Annotated in this window: 17 protein-coding genes and 1 pseudogene; 7 read left to right on the forward strand and 11 right to left on the reverse strand. The window is 71.9% G+C overall.

Translation table 11 applies throughout. The annotated features are described in order from the left end of the window. Positions 1-140 precede the first annotated feature (140 nt). Positions 141-1,091: a GTPase Era gene (gene era / locus ACZ4SW_RS05385; protein ID WP_468238214.1), complete on the reverse strand. Its 951-nt coding sequence runs from the start codon at positions 1,089-1,091 to the stop codon at positions 141-143. Between the two features lie 187 nt (positions 1,092-1,278). Here era and ACZ4SW_RS05390 point away from each other — a divergent pair, with 187 nt between their 5' ends. Next, positions 1,279-2,589 carry an ammonium transporter gene (locus tag ACZ4SW_RS05390; RefSeq protein ID WP_468238217.1) on the forward strand — a complete coding sequence of 437 codons (1,311 nt, stop codon included), beginning with the start codon at positions 1,279-1,281 and terminating at the stop codon, positions 2,587-2,589. Next, positions 2,586-2,924 carry a P-II family nitrogen regulator gene (locus ACZ4SW_RS05395; RefSeq protein WP_468238220.1) on the forward strand — a complete coding sequence of 113 codons (339 nt, stop codon included), beginning with the start codon at positions 2,586-2,588 and terminating at the stop codon, positions 2,922-2,924. Before ACZ4SW_RS05390 ends, ACZ4SW_RS05395 begins: the two co-directional genes overlap by 4 nt. Here ACZ4SW_RS05395 and ACZ4SW_RS05400 read toward each other — a convergent pair. From ACZ4SW_RS05400 to ACZ4SW_RS05435, 8 genes and pseudogenes are all read right to left on the reverse strand, one after another. Next, positions 2,824-3,837: pseudogene (locus ACZ4SW_RS05400) on the reverse strand (DUF916 domain-containing protein); the annotation flags it as partial. The gene ACZ4SW_RS05395 and the pseudogene ACZ4SW_RS05400 overlap by 101 nt on opposite strands. A gap of 101 nt (positions 3,838-3,938) precedes the next feature. Beyond that, positions 3,939-5,267, reverse strand: a complete 1,329-nt coding sequence (locus ACZ4SW_RS05405; protein ID WP_468238223.1) for a beta-xylosidase — start codon at positions 5,265-5,267, stop codon at positions 3,939-3,941. Positions 5,268-5,408: 141 nt separating this feature from the next. Next, entirely contained in the window at positions 5,409-5,885 is a 477-nt protein-coding gene (locus ACZ4SW_RS05410; protein WP_468238226.1) for a hypothetical protein, read from the reverse strand. Between the two features lie 292 nt (positions 5,886-6,177). Continuing rightward, entirely contained in the window at positions 6,178-6,531 is a 354-nt protein-coding gene (locus tag ACZ4SW_RS05415; protein WP_468238229.1) for a cytidine deaminase, read from the reverse strand. Positions 6,532-6,629: 98 nt separating this feature from the next. Beyond that, positions 6,630-6,989, reverse strand: a complete 360-nt coding sequence (locus tag ACZ4SW_RS05420; RefSeq protein WP_468238231.1) for an MmcQ/YjbR family DNA-binding protein — start codon at positions 6,987-6,989, stop codon at positions 6,630-6,632. Next, positions 6,986-8,293 carry a hemolysin family protein gene (locus ACZ4SW_RS05425; RefSeq protein WP_468238233.1) on the reverse strand — a complete coding sequence of 436 codons (1,308 nt, stop codon included), beginning with the start codon at positions 8,291-8,293 and terminating at the stop codon, positions 6,986-6,988. Before ACZ4SW_RS05425 ends, ACZ4SW_RS05420 begins: the two co-directional genes overlap by 4 nt. Continuing rightward, positions 8,290-8,787, reverse strand: coding sequence for an rRNA maturation RNase YbeY (gene ybeY, locus ACZ4SW_RS05430; RefSeq protein WP_103838288.1), 498 nt, complete (start codon positions 8,785-8,787; stop codon positions 8,290-8,292). Before ybeY ends, ACZ4SW_RS05425 begins: the two co-directional genes overlap by 4 nt. 14 nt (positions 8,788-8,801) lie before the next feature. Beyond that, entirely contained in the window at positions 8,802-9,872 is a 1,071-nt protein-coding gene (locus ACZ4SW_RS05435) for a PhoH family protein (RefSeq protein WP_468238236.1), read from the reverse strand. Positions 9,873-10,150: 278 nt separating this feature from the next. Between ACZ4SW_RS05435 and ACZ4SW_RS05440 the strand changes: the two genes are divergently transcribed. From ACZ4SW_RS05440 to ACZ4SW_RS05455, 4 genes are read left to right on the forward strand one after another with little or no spacing between them, the layout of a single operon-like run. Next, positions 10,151-11,221, forward strand: a complete 1,071-nt coding sequence (locus ACZ4SW_RS05440; protein WP_468238239.1) for a M4 family metallopeptidase — start codon at positions 10,151-10,153, stop codon at positions 11,219-11,221. Between the two features lie 22 nt (positions 11,222-11,243). Then, positions 11,244-11,510 (forward strand): protealysin inhibitor emfourin, encoded by a 267-nt coding sequence (locus tag ACZ4SW_RS05445; protein ID WP_468238241.1) that lies wholly within the window; start codon positions 11,244-11,246, stop codon positions 11,508-11,510. A 57-nt stretch (positions 11,511-11,567) separates the two neighbouring features. After that, a complete protein-coding gene (locus ACZ4SW_RS05450; protein ID WP_468238244.1) occupies positions 11,568-12,899 on the forward strand; it encodes a GH1 family beta-glucosidase in 1,332 nt (443 codons plus the stop codon). Further along, a complete protein-coding gene (locus ACZ4SW_RS05455) occupies positions 12,896-14,161 on the forward strand; it encodes an MFS transporter (protein ID WP_468238247.1) in 1,266 nt (421 codons plus the stop codon). Before ACZ4SW_RS05450 ends, ACZ4SW_RS05455 begins: the two co-directional genes overlap by 4 nt. Before the next feature lie 13 nt (positions 14,162-14,174). Here ACZ4SW_RS05455 and ACZ4SW_RS05460 read toward each other — a convergent pair whose 3' ends face one another. Together ACZ4SW_RS05460 and ACZ4SW_RS05465 are read right to left on the reverse strand one after the other, a co-directional pair. After that, a complete protein-coding gene (locus ACZ4SW_RS05460) occupies positions 14,175-14,984 on the reverse strand; it encodes an SDR family oxidoreductase (protein ID WP_468238250.1) in 810 nt (269 codons plus the stop codon). Between the two features lie 73 nt (positions 14,985-15,057). Beyond that, positions 15,058-15,912 (reverse strand): NAD-dependent epimerase/dehydratase family protein, encoded by an 855-nt coding sequence (locus ACZ4SW_RS05465; protein WP_468238253.1) that lies wholly within the window; start codon positions 15,910-15,912, stop codon positions 15,058-15,060. A 123-nt stretch (positions 15,913-16,035) separates the two neighbouring features. Here ACZ4SW_RS05465 and ACZ4SW_RS05470 point away from each other — a divergent pair, with 123 nt between their 5' ends. Continuing rightward, entirely contained in the window at positions 16,036-16,896 is an 861-nt protein-coding gene (locus ACZ4SW_RS05470) for a helix-turn-helix transcriptional regulator (RefSeq protein WP_468238254.1), read from the forward strand. Positions 16,897-17,007 lie beyond the last annotated feature (111 nt).

Here is a 17,007-nt window from a genome sequence, read left to right on the forward strand (position 1 = left end):
CCCCCGCTCCTCAATCGCCGGAGGGGCTGATCATTCAGCGCCGGCCGGCATCAATCGGCCAGAGGTCGGTCAGGCCGAGCGGGGCCCGGGAGCGGCAGCCCCCGGGGACGGGGCGGGTAGGGGCGGCGGGGCGAAAATCCTCAGAAACCGAGGCGCCGGAGCTGCTTGGGGTCCCGCTGCCAGTCCTTCGCCACCTTCACATGCAGGTCCAGGAAGACCGGCGTCCCCAGCAGCGCCTCGATGTGCTTGCGCGACTTCATGCCGACCTCCTTCAGCCGCTTGCCCTTGGGCCCGATGATGATCCCCTTCTGGCTCGGGCGTTCGATGTAGACGTTGGCGTGGATGTCCAGCAGCGGCTTGTCCGCCGGGCGGTCCTCGCGCGGCAGCATCTCCTCCACGACCACGGCGATCGAGTGGGGGAGTTCGTCGCGTACGCCCTCCAGCGCGGCCTCGCGGATCAGCTCCGCCACCATGACCTGCTCCGGCTCGTCCGTCAGATCGCCCTCGGGGTAGAGCGCCGGCCCCTCCGGCAGCAGCGGGATCAGCAGGTCCGCCAGCAGGTCCACCTGCTTGTTCGCGGTCGCCGACACCGGAACGATCTCCGCCCACTCGATCCCCAGCTCCTTGCCGAGCTGGTCGATCGCGATGAGCTGCTCGGCCAGGGCCTTGGAGTCCACCAGGTCCGTCTTCGTGACGATCGCGACCTTGGGGGTCTTCCTGATCCCGGCCAGTTCCTTCGCGATGAAGCGGTCGCCCGGGCCGATCTTCTGGTCGGCGGGCAGACAGAAGCCGATCACGTCGACCTCCGCCCACGTCGTGCGCACCACGTCGTTCAGGCGCTCACCCAGCAGGGTGCGCGGCTTGTGCAGACCGGGGGTGTCCACCAGGATCAGCTGCGCGTCCGGCCGGTGCACGATGCCCCGCACCGTGTGCCGCGTCGTCTGCGGCCGGTTCGAGGTGATCGCCACCTTCTGCCCGACCAGAGCGTTCGTCAGGGTGGACTTGCCCGCGTTGGGACGGCCCACGAAACAGGCGAAGCCCGCCCGGTGGACGGCCTCGGTGGGCTCGGATGGCTGGGTGCGCACGCTCATGGCGCCCATTCTCCCTGATCCACGGAGCCCCGCCGCACGCCCGGCCGCGCCCCGGCCCCCGGGAGCGTCCCGGTGAGCTTCCGGAAACCTTCACGCAACACGAAACGTCGCGGAAACACAGCCGTACGCAACAGGAAACGCACGCCGGTGACCCTCGGACGAGCCCCCGTACCGTCTAGGAGAGCCCGTGACCCTGGCCGCGTCCCACATCGACACCGGCGACACCGCCTGGCTGCTCGCCGCCACCGCCCTCGTGCTGCTGATGACCCCGGGCCTCGCCCTCTTCTACGGCGGCATGGTCCGCACGAAGAGCGTCCTCAACATGCTGATGATGAGCTTCGTGTCGATCGCCCTGGTCACGGTGGTGTGGCTGGCCTGTGGCTACTCCCTCGCCTTCGGTGACGACGCGTTCGCCGGCCTCATCGGCGGGCTGCGGCACGCCGGTATGGCGGGCCTCGGCCCGGACAGCCTCCACGGCACCGTGCCCACCCTCCTGTTCGCCACCTTCCAGCTCACCTTCGCGATCATCACCGCCGCCCTGATCAGCGGCGCGATCGCGGACCGCGCGAAGTTCGGCGCCTGGCTGGTCTTCGTGCCCGTCTGGGCCCTGCTCGTATACGTTCCCGTCGCCCACTGGGTGTGGGGTCCCGGTGGCTGGATCCTGCACCGGCTCGGCGCCCTCGACGTCGCGGGCGGCCTGCCCGTCGAGATCACCTCCGGCGCGTCCGGACTGGCGCTGTGCCTGGTCCTCGGCCCGCGCCTGGGCTTCAAGAAGGACGCCATGCGGCCCCACAACCTGCCCATGGTGGTGCTCGGCGCCGGACTGCTCTGGTTCGGCTGGTTCGGCTTCAACGCGGGCTCCGCCCTCGGCGCCACCGGCCTCGCCGCGGCCGCCTTCCTCAACACGCTCGCCGCCGGCTGCACCGGCCTGCTCGGCTGGCTGTTCGTCGAGCAGAAGCGCGACGGACACCCCACCACCCTGGGCGCGGCCTCCGGCGCGGTCGCCGGCCTCGTCGCCATCACGCCGTCCTGCGGCACGGTGTCCCTGCTCGGCGCACTGGTCGTCGGCCTCGCCGCCGGCGTCGTCTGCTCCTACGCGGTGAGCTGGAAGTTCAAGCTGAACTACGACGACTCGCTCGACGTCGTCGGCGTCCACCTGGTCGGCGGCGTCATCGGCACCCTCCTCATCGGCCTGTTCGCGGTCAAGGAGATGACCGGCGGGGCCGAGGGCCTCCTGTACGGCGGCGGGATCGCCCAGCTCGGCAAGCAGCTCCTCGCGGTGGTCGTCGTGGCGCTGTACGCGTTCGCCGTGACGTACGCCATCGGCAAGCTGCTCGACAAGGCGATCGGCTTCCGGGCGAGCGAGGAGCAGGAGCACACCGGGCTGGACCTTACGGTGCACGCCGAGACCGCCTACGATCACGGGGTCCTGGGCCATGGCGCCCCGGTCGCCCACTCCGTCCCCGCAGCCACCCAGAAGGTCACCTCCCAGGCATGAAGCTCATCACCGCGATCGTCAAGCCGTTCCGTCTCGACGCGGTCAAGACGGCCCTGCAGGAACTCGGCGTGCACGGTCTGACCGTGACCGAGGCCAGTGGCTACGGCCGCCAGCGCGGCCACACCGAGGTGTACCGGGGCGCCGAGTACCAGGTGGACCTCGTGCCCAAGGTCCGCATCGAGGTCGTCGTCGCGGACGCGGACGCCGACGCCGTCATCGACGCGATCGTGAAAGCCGCGCAGACGGGAAAGATCGGAGACGGGAAGGTCTGGGCGGTGCCGGTCGAGACGGTCGTACGGGTACGGACCGGCGAGCGCGGCCCCGACGCGCTCTGACCAGCAGCATCCCGGTCACCACCCCGGCCGCGAACACCAGGACCGCCAGCAGCCCGGGCAGCGCGAAGAAGGAGGCGCCCGCCGACTGGCGGGTGCCCCGGGCCGTCGCGGTCAGGGTGACGTGCCCCCAGTCGAGCTGGGGTGCTCCGTGCCAGGTCTCGGTGAGCCGTACCCGCTGCCCGGGCAGCAGCTCGGAGGGCAGGCCGGTCAGGTCGCGGTCGAGCAGCGTCCGGCCGAACAGCCCGCGTGCCCTCAGCTCCACCTTCGGGTCGAGGGTGACGTTCCCGGTGTTGCGCAGGGTGTAGGAGATGGCCGCCGTACTGTCGCCGAGGCCGGGGACCAGGGGCTGGTGGTGGCTGATGTGCACCTTCTCCACCGAGAGCGCCGGAAGCGTGGGGCCGCCGACCCGGAGGTAGACCCGGGCGCCGACGGCCCGCTGCACGCCGAGGGCCAGCCTGCCGCTGCCCCGGTCCACCTGCTCGTCGAGCGCGACGATCGCGCCGGGGTGGTCGCCGGGTTCGGCGCCCTCGGGGACGTGCAGCGTGAAGGGCACGGTGACGGTGCCGTGCCCGGGCACGGTGATCCGTGAGGTGGCGGGCTTCGCCCAGGCGCCGACCCCGCGCATGCGTTCCTTCAGGGTCCGAACGGCGAACCCGCCGTCGCGCGCGGTGTTGTAGGCGTCGGCCGCGTAGAGCCGGAAGGTGAGCGGCCCGCCGGTCTTGTTGGCGACGGCGACCTTGTCGGTGAGGGTCTGGCCGGGGTCGGCGGAGAGGTAGAAGTAGGGCCGCGCGGCGATCTTCGAGGCGACCGGGTAGACGGACCAGCCGCCGTTGTCGGCGGCCCGCGCGGGGGCGCTCGGCACACCCAGGACGAGCGTGAACAGACTCAGGAGGAGGACGTACGGCTTGCGCATGGGTGCGGACCCCCCACGGGCTCGGATGGTGGCGGTCGGGCGGATGCGGACCCCGTCCCTGCGGCGGGGCGCCCGGCCACCGGAGTGAGTCGGAGTCGGGATCAGGTGAGCGTGAGGGTCAGGACGCCGGAGTACGAGCCCGGAGGCGTGAACGCCGGTACGTCCAGGGAGAGCCCGGCGTCGACGGTGAACTCACCGCCGGTGAGCGTGGAGTCGGGGGTCGACGCCAGGGTCGCTCCCGAGGTGCCCACCGTGCCGGGCGAACCGGCCTTGCAGGTGCTGGGGCTGCCCGCCTTGGTCGCGCAGGCGGGAGTCCAGCTCAGCTTCCCGGCATCGATCCTGGCGCCGGGACCGGTGAAGTCGGTGACCTTGCCGGTCAGGGACCAGCCGGCGGGCCCGCCGCGGAAGTCCTTGACGGTCACCCTCTGCAGGGCGCCGGTCGAGGCCCCGCCCTTGCCGAAGTCCACCGCCGAGAGGGCCACGGCGTCCCCGGACTGGGACATGGACAGGGTGCCCGCCTTGACGGTGGTGGTCAGCTTCTGGCTGCCGGCCGGGACGGGCGTGTTGTCGTTGACCACGTACGCCGCCGGGCCCGCGCCCTTGTCCGCGCTCCAGGAGCTGCCCTCGTAGGCCACGATCCCGGTCGTCGCCTTGTCCTTGACGACCAGCGAACCGCTGAAGGAGCCCTGGGCGTTGGCGGTCACCGTGGCGGTGTCCGCGGTCTGGGCGTCCCCGGCCCGTCCGGCCAGGGTGACGGTCGCGCCCGGCGTGAAGTTGCTGCCGCTGACCGTCACACTGGCGCCCGGGTCGCCGGAGGCCGAACCCAGGGAGATGGTGCGGGTGTTGGCCGGGGTGCCGTCGGTCGCCGTGACGGTCTGCGACACCGGGGCGGGCGGGCTGGTGACCGTGCACGGGGTGTCCAGCTCGAGGATGTAGCTGGTGTGGATGTTGTAGTCGCCCGGCGACAGGGTGATCCGGCCGGCCTTGGTGACGGTGAACGTGCCGGTCATGGAGAAGGACGGGAAGGTGGCCTTCCCCGGCACCGGCGGGTTCTTCTTCGGCCCGGCGACGGTCACGTCACCGGTCTGCGCGCCACCGAGGGTGACCTTGCCGGTCGGGGTCATGATGTCGGCCGGCAGGGCCAGGTCCGTGGGGTTGCCGGCCGCGGCCGTGACCACCGTGTAGGTCACGGTGACCGTGTCGCCGACCTTCGGGCTGGTGTTGTCCACCGACACGTTCGCGGTGCTGGTGCCGTCGATCGGCGGGATGCCCGCGACGGCGGGCGGGATGCAGTGCGTGGCGAAGTCCACGTTCGTGCCGGCGGCACCGGCCGGGCAGGCCAGCGCGCCGCCCGCGGTGACCGCGAGCGCGGTCGCCCCGACCAGTGACGCCCAGCGCCACCGTCGGGATCTTCGGGGTGTGGAACCCATGGGCCCCCTCCTGAGGGTTGCGGGCGCAGCGGCTCATCTGCGCCGACAGGGGGCATTGATGTGGAGCGGGGGTGAGAAGTCAATGGAGATGCCGCAGAAATCTGACGACTCATCAGTTCTGCGGCATCCGGAGCGGATCGCTCAGTCGAAGACGAACGGGCCGGGCGACTGCGGAGCGCTCGCCGTACAGGTCACGGTGATCCCGAAGATCACCATCTTCAGCGAGCCGCCGTAGGCGTCCAGGCTGTCACCGGAGGCGACCGTGCCGTCGAGCGGGCCCACACTGACCGGGTCGCCGGTGTTCATGGCCGGGTTCTTCGTGCCGCTGAACACCACGGTGCCGCCGCCCGACCTGGCCATGGTCAGCGTGGAGGAGATCGAGTCCTGCGCCACCGGGAGCGGTGCGGTGATCGCGGAGGAGGTGAGGGTGATGGTGGCCGAGGTGCCGCTCTGCGTGGCGGTGAGCGTGGCCGCACCGCCGCCGAAGATGCCGCAGCTCGCGGTGATGGTCGCCGACTGGGGAGTGACGGCTGCCGCGCTGGGGGCGAGGGCGAGTCCGGTGACCGCGAGGGCCCCGGCGACCACTGCCGCACCCGTTGCCGTGCGCTTGCCTCTCATGGGGATCCGCTTCCCTTCCTGGGGAGTGCCGTGTGGGGACGCCGACGGACGGGAGGCCGAGCAGGCGGGTGCGGACACGCTGCGGGCGGTGCGGATCTGACGGACCGTCGGTCGTCGGGGTCCATTGATGCGTGAGAGCAACAACCCAACAAGGTTGAATTCCGGCCGACTTCCGCCGGGCCGACTGCTGCTCGGCCGGTACCTCCTCTGCCGGCCGAGCGTGTTCCGGTCGGGGTCCGGCCGACCGGAACGGTGGACGAGCGGACGCCCCGGGGAGGGAGCCCCTGGTGGCTCAGCCCGCGGAGACGGTCCCGTGGACGGTGCCGTCCGGAGCGGCGAGCAGCACAGGCGTCCCCGCGCCCCCGAGATCGGCGACCGCGGCCAGGTCCTCGGCCGGAACGGCCTCCGCCTCGCTCACCACCGCCGCCGCCTCCAGGGACCGCGCCCCCGACGCCACGGCCATCGCGACCGCGGTCCGCAACGCGCTCAGCTTCAGGGAGTCCAGGGCCACGGTGCCGGCCACATACGTACGGCCCGTCTCGTCCCGTACCGCGGCGCCCTCCGGCACGCCGTTGCGGGCCCGCGCGGAACGGGCCAGGGTGACGATCTTGCGGTCCTCGGGGTCGAGCGCGTTGCTGTCGGTCATGCCCCGAGCATACGAACCCCGCACACGCCCGCCCCGCAACGGGGTGCAGCGGCCCGCGCCCGCCCTCCGGGTGCACGGTCCTCGGCGGGCGGGGAGGCTCAGGGCCGGTCGAGGCGGAGCCGCTCGGCTCGCGGCAGGCCGGCGACGACCAGGTCGTAGGAGTCCTCGATCAGCTCCCGGACCAGGCGGTCCGGGAGCCCGCCGTCGACCGTCACCGTGTTCCAGTGCCGCTTGTTCATGTGCCAGCCCGGGACGATCAGGCCCTCGTACTCCCTGCGGAGCCGCACCGCGTCGTCCGGGCCGCACTTGAGGTTGACCTTCAGGGGCCGCGCGTCCAGGGACGTCAGCGCGAAGAGCTTGCCGTGGACCTTGAAGACCGAAGTCTCCGGGTTGAAGGGGAAGTCCTCGACCGCCGCGTTGAAGGACAGGCAGAAGGCGCGCAGTTCCTGAGGGGTCACTCCGGCTTCTCCTCGTCGTCGCGGCGGTCCACCGGATCCACCGGTTCCACCAGCACCGTCACGATCTTGTTCCGGCGGCCCGCCGCGGCCTCCGCCGTCAGCCGCAGTTCCCGGCCGTCCGGGAGTTCCACCACGGACGACGCCCCGGCGATGGGCACCCGGCCCAGCGCCTTGGCGAGCAGGCCGCCGACGGTCTCCACGTCCTCGTCGTCGAACGCCTCGAGCCCGTACAGCTCGCCCAGGTCGCCGATGTCCAGGCGGGCGGTGACCCGGTAGCGGTCGTCGCCCAGCTCCTCCACCGGCGGCAGCTCGCGGTCGTACTCGTCGGTGATCTCGCCGACGATCTCCTCGAGGATGTCCTCGATGGTGACGATGCCGGCCGTGCCGCCGTACTCGTCGATGACCACGGCGACGTGGTTGCGCTCCTTCTGCATCTCGCGCAGCAGGTCGCCCGCGTTCTTGGTGTCGGGCACGAAGGCGGCCGGACGCATGGCGGTGGACACCAGCTCCGACTCGGCGTCCCGGCTGATGTGCGTCTTGCGGGCCAGGTCCTTCAGGTACACGATCCCGACGATGTCGTCCTCGCTCTCCCCGGTGACGGGGATGCGCGAGAAGCCGGAGCGCAGGGCGAGGGTGAGGGCCTGGCGGATCGTCTTGAAGCGCTCGATGGTGACCAGGTCCGTCCTCGGGACCATCACCTCCCGCACGAGGGTGTCGCCCAGCTCGAACACCGAGTGCACCATGCGGCGCTCCTCGGCCTCGATCAGGGACTCCTTCTCGGCGAGGTCGACGAGGGCGCGCAGCTCCGCCTCGGAGGCGAAGGGGCCGCGGCGGAAGCCCTTGCCGGGGGTGAGCGCGTTGCCGATGAGGATCAGCAGGGACGGGACCGGGCCCATGATCCGGGCCAGCGGCACCAGGACGTACGCCGCCACCGTCGCCGTGTTCAGCGGGTGCTGGCGGCCGATGGTGCGCGGGGAGACGCCGACGGCGACGTACGACACCAGGACCATGACCGCGATCGCCACCAGCAGGGCCTCGGCGGTCCCGGCGAACTCCTCCAGGCAGGCGTAGGTGACCAGCGCTGCGGCGGCCATCTCGCAGGCGACCCGGACCAGCAGCGCCACGTTCAGGTAGCGGGTCGGGTCCGCGGCGACCTGGGCCAGCTTGGCGCTGCCGCGCCGGCCCGCCCTGACGGCCTCCTCGGCGCGGAAGCTGGAGACGCGCGCCAGTCCCGCCTCCGCGCAGGCGGCGAGCCAGGCGACGACGACCAGGGCGATCGCGCCGACGACGATCTGCGGGCTCATGACACGGTGGGGGCCGGGGACGGACCGGTCAGGCCCCTCTCCGCGCGCCAGCCGTCCACGATGGCGGCCTGCAGACCGAACATCTCGGCCTTCTCGTCGGGCTCCTCGTGGTCGTAGCCCAGCAGGTGCAGCACGCCGTGGACGGTCAGGAGCTGGAGCTCCTCGTCCATGGAGTGCTGCGTCGGGGCCTCGGCGCCCTGCTTGGCGGCCACCTCGGGGCACAGCACGATGTCGCCGAGCAGGCCCTGCGGGGGCTCGTCGTCGTCCTTGGACGGCGGGCGCAGCTCGTCCATCGGGAAGGACATGACGTCCGTGGGCCCCGGCAGGTCCATCCACTGCACGTGGAGCTGCTCCATGGCGTCGGCGTCCACGACGATCACCGAGAGCTCGGAGAGCGGGTGGATGCGCATCCGTGCGAGCGCGTAACGGGCGATGTCGAGGATCGCCTGCTCGTCGACCTCGGTTCCGGACTCGTTGTTGACGTCGATCGACATGTGGTGCTCGGTCTCTACTTCCCCTTGTGCCCGGCCTTGCCCCGGCTCTGCCCCTTGTGCGTGCCGTTCTGGGTGCCGTGCCTGCTGTCGTACTGCTCGTACGCGTCGACGATACGGCCGACGAGCTTGTGCCGTACGACATCGTGGGACGACAGCCGGGAGAAGTGGACGTCCTCGACGCCCTCCAGGATCTCCTGGACCTGGCGCAGACCGCTCTTGGTGCCGTCCGGGAGGTCGACCTGGGTGACGTCACCCGTGATCACGATCTTCGAGTCGAAGCCGAGGCGGGTGAGGAACATCTTCATCTGCTCGGGGCTCGTGTTCTGGGCCTCGTCCAGGATGATGAAGGCGTCGTTGAGCGTACGGCCGCGCATGTACGCGAGCGGGGCGACCTCGATCGTGCCCGCGGCCATCAGCCGGGGGATCGAGTCGGGGTCGAGCATGTCGTGCAGCGCGTCGTACAGCGGGCGCAGGTAGGGGTCGATCTTCTCGTAGAGGGTGCCGGGCAGGAAGCCGAGGCGCTCGCCCGCCTCCACCGCCGGGCGGGTCAGGATGATGCGGTTGACCTGCTTGGACTGCAGGGCCTGCACCGCCTTGGCCATGGCGAGATAGGTCTTGCCGGTGCCCGCGGGGCCGATGCCGAAGACGATCGTGTGCTTGTCGATCGCGTCCACGTACCGCTTCTGGTTGAGCGTCTTGGGACGGATGGTGCGGCCGCGGGACGACAGGATGTTCTGCGTCAGCACCTGGGCCGGGGTCTCCTGCGCGACCTCGCCGTCCTCGCCCGCCCGGAGCATGGCGATCGAGCGTTCCACTGCGTCCTCCGTCATCGGCTGCCCGGTGCGGAGCACGAGCATCATCTCGGCGAACAGGCGCTGGATCAGGGCGACCTCCGCCGGATCGCCGACCGCGCTGATCTCGTTGCCCCGGACATGGATGTCGACCCCCGGGAAGGCCGTTTCGATCACGCGCAGCAGGGAGTCGCCGGAACCCAGCACCATCACCATCGGGTGCTGGGCGGGGACGGTGATCTGTGCACTCGCCTGCCCCTGTGCAGGGGTGTGAGCTGTGGGTGTCTGAGTCATGGGCCGGCTCTGTAGGCCTGCGATTCCTCCTCGGTACGGCCGCGCGACTTCAGGGGCGGCCTCGCGACTTCAAGAGTACGACGCGGGGCTGACAGAGCCGTAGGGCTTTTCGCCGGGGTCTTGCACCGCCGGTCGGGTGATGCCCGCCCGAACCGTCACGCGCGGACGCGGAGCTCTATACCACTTCTTCACGGAATGCACCGCTCCGCGTCCCGCCTTTTCACCAATCATGGTTGCGGCTCGTGACATGTCGGTGACTCAGTGCAATGGTGCCGGACATGAACAGTCACGGGGGCCACGAGCCCGTCTTCTGCACCATCGTTCCACCGCATGTCCTCGACAAGCTCGCCCAGCACGAGGACGCCGCGCTCGCCACTCCGGCGCGCCGCACCCTGGAGCGCGACGCCCTCGAGCGCACCCGCCGCCGGCTCACCACGGTCATCGGCGCCCCCACGGCGACCCCGCCCCAGGACACCGCCGGCCAACCGCGGCGCACCGTCTACGACGCCGGGCACCACCAGACGCTGCCCGGGAAGAAGGTCCGCGGCGAGGGCGACGAGCCCGGCAAGGACGCCACCGTCAACCGGGCCTACGCGGGCCTCGGAGCCACCTTCGAGCTGTACCGGACGGCGTACGGCCGCGACTCCATCGACGGCAAGGGGCTCCCGCTCGACGCCAGCGTGCACTTCGGCGAGGACTACGACAACGCCTTCTGGAACGGCGAGCAGATGGTGTTCGGCGACGGGGACGGCAGGATCTTCCTCGACTTCACCATCCCGGTCGACGTCATCGGCCACGAACTCACCCACGGCGTCACCCAGTACACGGCCAACCTGGCCTACTTCGGCCAGTCGGGTGCCCTCAACGAGTCCGTCTCGGACGTCTTCGGCTCGCTGATCAAGCAGTACACCCTCGGCCAGACCGCCGACCAGGCCGACTGGCTGATCGGCGCGGGACTCCTCGCCCCGCACGTGCACGGCACGGCGCTGCGCTCGATGAAGGCGCCGGGCACCGCGTACGACGACCCGACGCTCGGCAAGGACCCGCAGCCCGCGACGATGGCCGGCTATGTGAGGACCAGCCAGGACAACGGCGGCGTGCACATCAACTCCGGCATCCCCAACCACGCGTTCTACCTGATCGCCACCGCGCTCGGCGGACACGCCTGGGAGCGGGCCGGACAGATCTGGTACGACGTGCTCACCGGCGGCGAACTGCCGCAGGATGCCACCTTCGCGGACTTCGCGGAGCTCACCGTCGCGGCGGCCAAGGCCCGCTACGGCGCCACCGGCCGGGAACAGGGGGCGGTGCTCAAGGCCTGGCAGGAAGTCGGGGTGCCGACCGCGTAGTTCCGTACTACAACAGGTACTCATGCGTATTCACGTCAGGCGCACGGGCGGTTTCGCGGGCATCGAGCGGCAGGCCGAGGTGGACACCTCGGGGCGGCCCGACGCGCCCGAGTGGCACGCCCTGGCCGAGCGCGCGCTCGCCGCGGGCCAGGGCGCGCCCCCGGCGGGGGTTCCCGACGGGTTCAGCTACCGGATCACCGTGGACGGCGAAACGGTGTACGCCGCCGATCCCGAGCTGACCGACGAGCAGCGGCAACTGATCTCGCGGGTGCTCAAGGAAGGGGCGTGACCACGGGTCGGCGCCTGCCCGTTGACTTCTGTTACCGGCGGTAAGGATGATCCGCGCATGGCGATTGACGAGCGCACGGCGACGGATCCGATACCTCAGTTCCCGGCCGGCTTCCTGTGGGGCGTGTCCACCTCGGCCCACCAGATCGAGGGGGCGGCCGACGAGCGCGAGCCCTCCGTGTGGGACGCGTTCACCGCCGAGCCGGGCCGGGTGAAGGACGGCTCGACCGCGGCGGTGGCGTGCGACCACTACCACCGCCACCGCGAGGACGTGGCGCTCCTGGCCGGTCTGGGCGTGGACGCGTACCGCTTCTCCGTCTCCTGGCCCCGGGTGAACAGCCCCGGCGGCCTCGACTTCTACGACCGCCTGGTCGACGAACTGTGCGCGGCGGGCGTACGCCCGGTCGTGACCCTCTTCCACTGGGACCTGCCGGTCGCCCTGGACTGGCTGGAGCGGGACACGGCGTCGCGTTTCGCCGAGTACGTGTCGGTGGTGGCCGGCCGGCTCGGCGACCGCGTCCACAAGTGGATCACCCTCAACGAACCCGCCGAGCACACGCTGCTGGGCCATGCGCTGGGCGCGCACGCGCCCGGCAGGCGGCTCATGTTCGACGCCCTGCCGGTGGCCCACCACCAGTTGCTGGCCCACGGCCTGGCCGTACAGGCGCTGCGCGCCGCCGGGGCGGGCGACATCGGGATCGCCAACTCGCACGGCCCGACGTGGCCGGCGTCGGAGAAGCAGGAGGACGTGGAGGCGGCGGAGTTCTACGACCTCCTGCTGAACCGGCTGTTCTCGGACCCGCTGCTGCTCGGCCGGTACCCCGACGGCATCGGCGAGCTCATGCCGGGAGCCCCCGGAGACGTCGACGCGGACCTGAAGGTGATCGCGGAGCCGGTCGACTGGTACGGGATCAACTACTACGCGCCGACGCGGGTGGGCGCCCCGCAGGGCGCGGAGATCGAGTTCGGCGGCCTCACGCTCCCCGCCGACCTGCCCTTCACCGTCCGGGAGATCGAGGGCCGCCCGGTCACGGACTTCGGCTGGCCGGTGGTCCCCGAGGCGCTGACCGAGCTGCTGACCGGCTTCCGGGCCCGCTACGGCGACCGCCTGCCGCCCGTCGTGATCACCGAGAACGGCTGCTCCTACGAGGGCGTCGACGACCAGGAGCGCATCGCCTACCTGGACGGCCACATCCGGGCCCTGCACCGGGCGGTGGAGGCGGGCGTCGATGTGCGGGGCTACTTCGTGTGGTCGCTGCTGGACAACTTCGAGTGGGCGGAGGGGTACGCGCGCCGGTTCGGACTGGTCCACGTCGACTACGGCACGCTGGAGAGGACACCGAAGGCGTCGTACGGCTGGTTCCGCGATCTGGTGCGGGCGCAGAGATGACGACGGCCGACCGGGCCCTGCCCGCCGTCGACGCCCTCGCCGAACCCGTCGCACGGGTCGGCCGTGGCTGGACCTTCGCCCTGTCGCTGGCCAACGGGGCGATCTGGGTCGGCTGGTACGGCCCGCTGCAGATCCTGCTGGCCTCCCAGGCGAAGGACTTCGCGCCCGGCTCCGGGATGTCCAAGGAGACGATGCTCGCCTGGGTGACGGGCGCCGGCGCGGCGGTGTCCCTGGTCGCCAACCCGTTCTTCGGCGCGCTGTCCGACCGCACGACGGCGCGCTGGGGCCGCCGTACGCCGTGGATCGTGGCCGGTACGGCGGGCGGCGCGCTGTCGCTGCTGCTGCTCGCGGGCGCGGGCGGCCCCTGGACCATGGCGCTCGGCTGGTGCCTGGTGCAGCTCACGCTGAACGCGGCCTTCGCGGCGGTGACGGCGGCGGTCCCGGACCGGGTGCCCCGGCTGCAACGCGGCTCGGTGGGCGGCTGGCTGGGCGCGGCGCAGATCCTCGGCGTGGTCGGCGGGACGGGGCTGGCGACCGCGGCCGGGGGCATCGCGGCGGGCTATGCGGCGTGCGCGGGGTTCACGGTGCTGGGCGTCCTGCCGTACGTGCTCGCCCACCGGGACCTGCGGCTGCCGGTCGCGGCCCGGCCGCCCTGGTCCTGGCGGGGCTTCCTGGCCGGCTTCTGGCTGAGCCCGCGGCGCCACCCGGACCTGGGCTGGGCCTGGCTGACCCGCTTCCTGATCAACCTCAGCAACGCGCTGGTGCTGCTGTACCTCCTCTACTACCTGCGCGACCGGGTCCACTACCACGACCCGGACCGGGGCGTCCTGATGCTCACCGCGGTGAACGGGGTGACGCTGCTGGCCACCGTCGTGGTCGGCGGGGTCTGGTCGGACCGGGTGGGCCGCCGCAAACCGTTCGTGATCTGGTCGGGGGTGCTGATGGCGGTGGCGACGGCGGCCCTGTCGGCCTGGCAGACCTGGCCGGGGGCGATCGTGGCGGCGGCGGTCCTGGGCGTGGGCTTCGGGGTGTTCACCTCGGTCGACTTCGCCCTGATGACGGACGTCCTGCCGAAGGCCCTGGACCGGGGCAAGGACCTGGGGGTCATCAACGTCGCCAACGCCCTGCCCCAGGTCGCCGCCCCCGCACTGGCGGCGCCGATCGTCACCCACCTCGGCGGATACCGGGTCCTCTACCTGGTGGCGGCGCTGATCGGCATGGCGGGGGCGGGCCTCGTGGGGCGGATCCGCGGGGTGGACTGAGCCCGCCCCCGGTTCACGGGCGCCGCCAGTCGTCGCCGGTCATGTGCGAGCCCGCCATCGGGCCCATCCGCAGCATGCCGCCGTCCACGCTCCAGGAGGCCCCGGTGACGTAGGAGGCGTCGGGACCGGCGAGGAAGGCGATCACGGCCGCGACCTCGCGGGCGTCGCCCGGGCGCGCCAGCGGGACGCCGGGCCGGCGCTCGGTGTGCACGTCCGTGTCCTCCTGGCCGGTCATGGGCGTCGCGATCTCGCCGGGCGCCACCGCGTTCACGGTGATGCCGTACTCGGCCAGTTCCAGGGCCATGACCTGGGTGAGCAGGCCGAGGCCGCCCTTGGCCGCGCAGTACGGGGCCGCGCCCACCCGCGGCTGGTGCTCGTGCACCGAGGTCACGTTGACGATCCGGCCGCCGTCGCCCTGCCGGATCATCCGCCGTGCCGCACGCTGACCGCACAGGAAGGGACCCAGCAGATCGACGTCCAGGACGTGGCGCACGTCGTCGAGGCCCAGGTCCAGGAAGGGGGTCATGGTGCCCGTACCGGCGTTGTTGACCAGGACGTCGACACGGCCGAGTTCCTCGCACAGCGCGTCGACCGTGTCCGCCGCCTCGGGAAGCCGGGTGAGGTCCACCTGGGCGACGGCGGCCCGCCGCCCCTTGCCGCGGACCTCCTCGGCGGTCTGTTCGGCGCCCTTCCGGTCGCTGTGCCAGGTGATGCCGATGTCCATCCCCGCCTCGGCCAGGCGGACGGCGGTGGCACGGCCGATACCGGAGTCGGATCCGGTGATCACGGCGACCTTGGACGTGGCGGGGCCGGCGGCGGACATACGGGCCTCCCGTGGGGTGTGCGGTCCTGGACGAGCGATCGCAGTACCCGGGGACGTACCGGGCAAACGGCGGCTACAGGGCGCCGGCGTCGCGGGCGGCCCACACGGTCGGATAGTGAGGCCGGAAGCCGAGGTCCCGCCGGATCCGCTCGGTCGACATGATCCCGAACCACGGGTCGGGGTCCGTGCGCGTGTGGAGTTCGGCGGGCACCTCGACGCCGTTGAGCTGGTGCAGCTCCACCGCCGTCACCGGGGCGTCGTCGGCGATGTTGTAGACCGGTCCGCCGACCGCCGGCGCGTGCAGGAGGCGCAGCAGCCCCTGGGCGACGTCGGCGTGGTGCCCCATGTGCAGCCGCTGGACCGCCGCCCAGGCCGCCGCCCACCTCAGGGACTGCGCGAGGTGTGGATCGCCCTCGCCGTAGACGAAGGGGAGCCGGCCGATCCGCACGTCCACGCCCTCCAGCGCGAGCAGCTCCCGCTCGGCCTCGGCCTTGGACTCGGCGTAGGCGCCCCACATCGCGCCGCCGGGACGCACCTCGTCGTCCTCCGTCAGCGGCCGGCCCCGCCCGACGCCGTACACCAGCCCCGTGCTGACCTGCACGAAGCGCCGCACTCCGGAGGCCAGCGCGGCGCGGCCCAGTTCCACGGCCGCGTCCCGGTTGACGGCCCACGCCTCGTCGTCCGGCACCCCGCGGAAGGACGCCGCGACGTTCACGACCGCGTCCACCCCGGCCACCGCCTTGCCGAGCGCCTCCGCGTCCCGCAGGTCGCCCACCACGATCTGGGCTCCGAGCTCCGCGAAGCGCTCGCCGCGCGCCGCGTCACGCACCAGGACCCGTACCTCCTCGCCCGGCCGCCGCTGCGCCAGCAGCCTCGGGACGAAGCGCCGTCCGACCTGCCCCGTCGCGCCTGTCACCAGTGTCAGCATGATCTGCTCCTCTCGATCCGGTGCCACCAGCCTCGAACGGCGCCGCGCCGGCCGGGAGAGACCCGTCGATCAGGGGATCGGCAGTCCCTGGATAAGCGGGCGGGGCTGCCGCAGTCTTGAGCGGTGAACCGACCCGAACTCGCCGACTTCCTGCGCCGCAGCCGGGCTCGTCTCGGCCCTTCCGACGTGGGCCTCACCCCGGGCTCCCGGCGCCGTACGCCGGGCCTGCGCCGGGAGGAGGTGGCGGGGCTCGCCGGCATGTCCGTCGACTACTACACGCGCCTGGAGCAGTCCCGGGGCCCCCGCCCGTCCCGCCAGATGCTCACCGCGCTGGCCAGGGCGCTGCGCCTGACGGACGACGAACGCGACCACCTCTTCCACCTGACGGGCGAGGAGCCGCCGCGCCGCGAGACCGTGTCGAGGCATGTCCGCCCCGGGCTGCTGCTGGTCCTGGACCGGCTGCACGACACACCGGCGCAGGTGGTCACCGACTGCGCCGAGGTGCTGGCGCAGAACACGATGGCCAGGGCACTCGTCGGCGACGTGATGTCCCGCCCGCCGCGCGAGCGCAACCTGGTCCGCCGGTTCTTCCTCGATCCGGCCGCCCGGGAGTTGTTCCCGTCCGAGGACCGGCCCGACCACGCGCGGGCGCACGTGGCGAGCCTGCGCGCGGTGGCGGCCGCCCGCCCCGACGACCCGGAGCCGGCCGCCCTCGTCGCCGAACTCCGCTCGGCGAGCGAGGAGTTCGCCCGCCTGTGGGAGGAGCACGAGGTCTCCTTGCGGCACCGGAGCACCAAGCGCTTCCAGCACCCGGTGGTCGGCCTGCTGGACCTGGACTGCGAGGCGCTGCTCAGCCACGAGCACCATCAACTGCTGATCATCCACACCGCTCGCCCCGGCACGGAGTCGTACGAGCGCCTCCGGCTGCTGCGGGTGGTGGGCCTGCAGGACCTGACCCCGAGCGAGACCGTGAGGGAAATGTGACTTTAGGAACTCTTTGTCCGAAAACCGCCCCTGGTCCCGCATACTGATACGGGCCTTCGCATCCGGCGCGTCTCGGCTAGCATGCGGAGCATCATGCGTTTCGGGCTGCTT

Source organism: Streptomyces sp. NPDC028331, assembly GCF_055565775.1.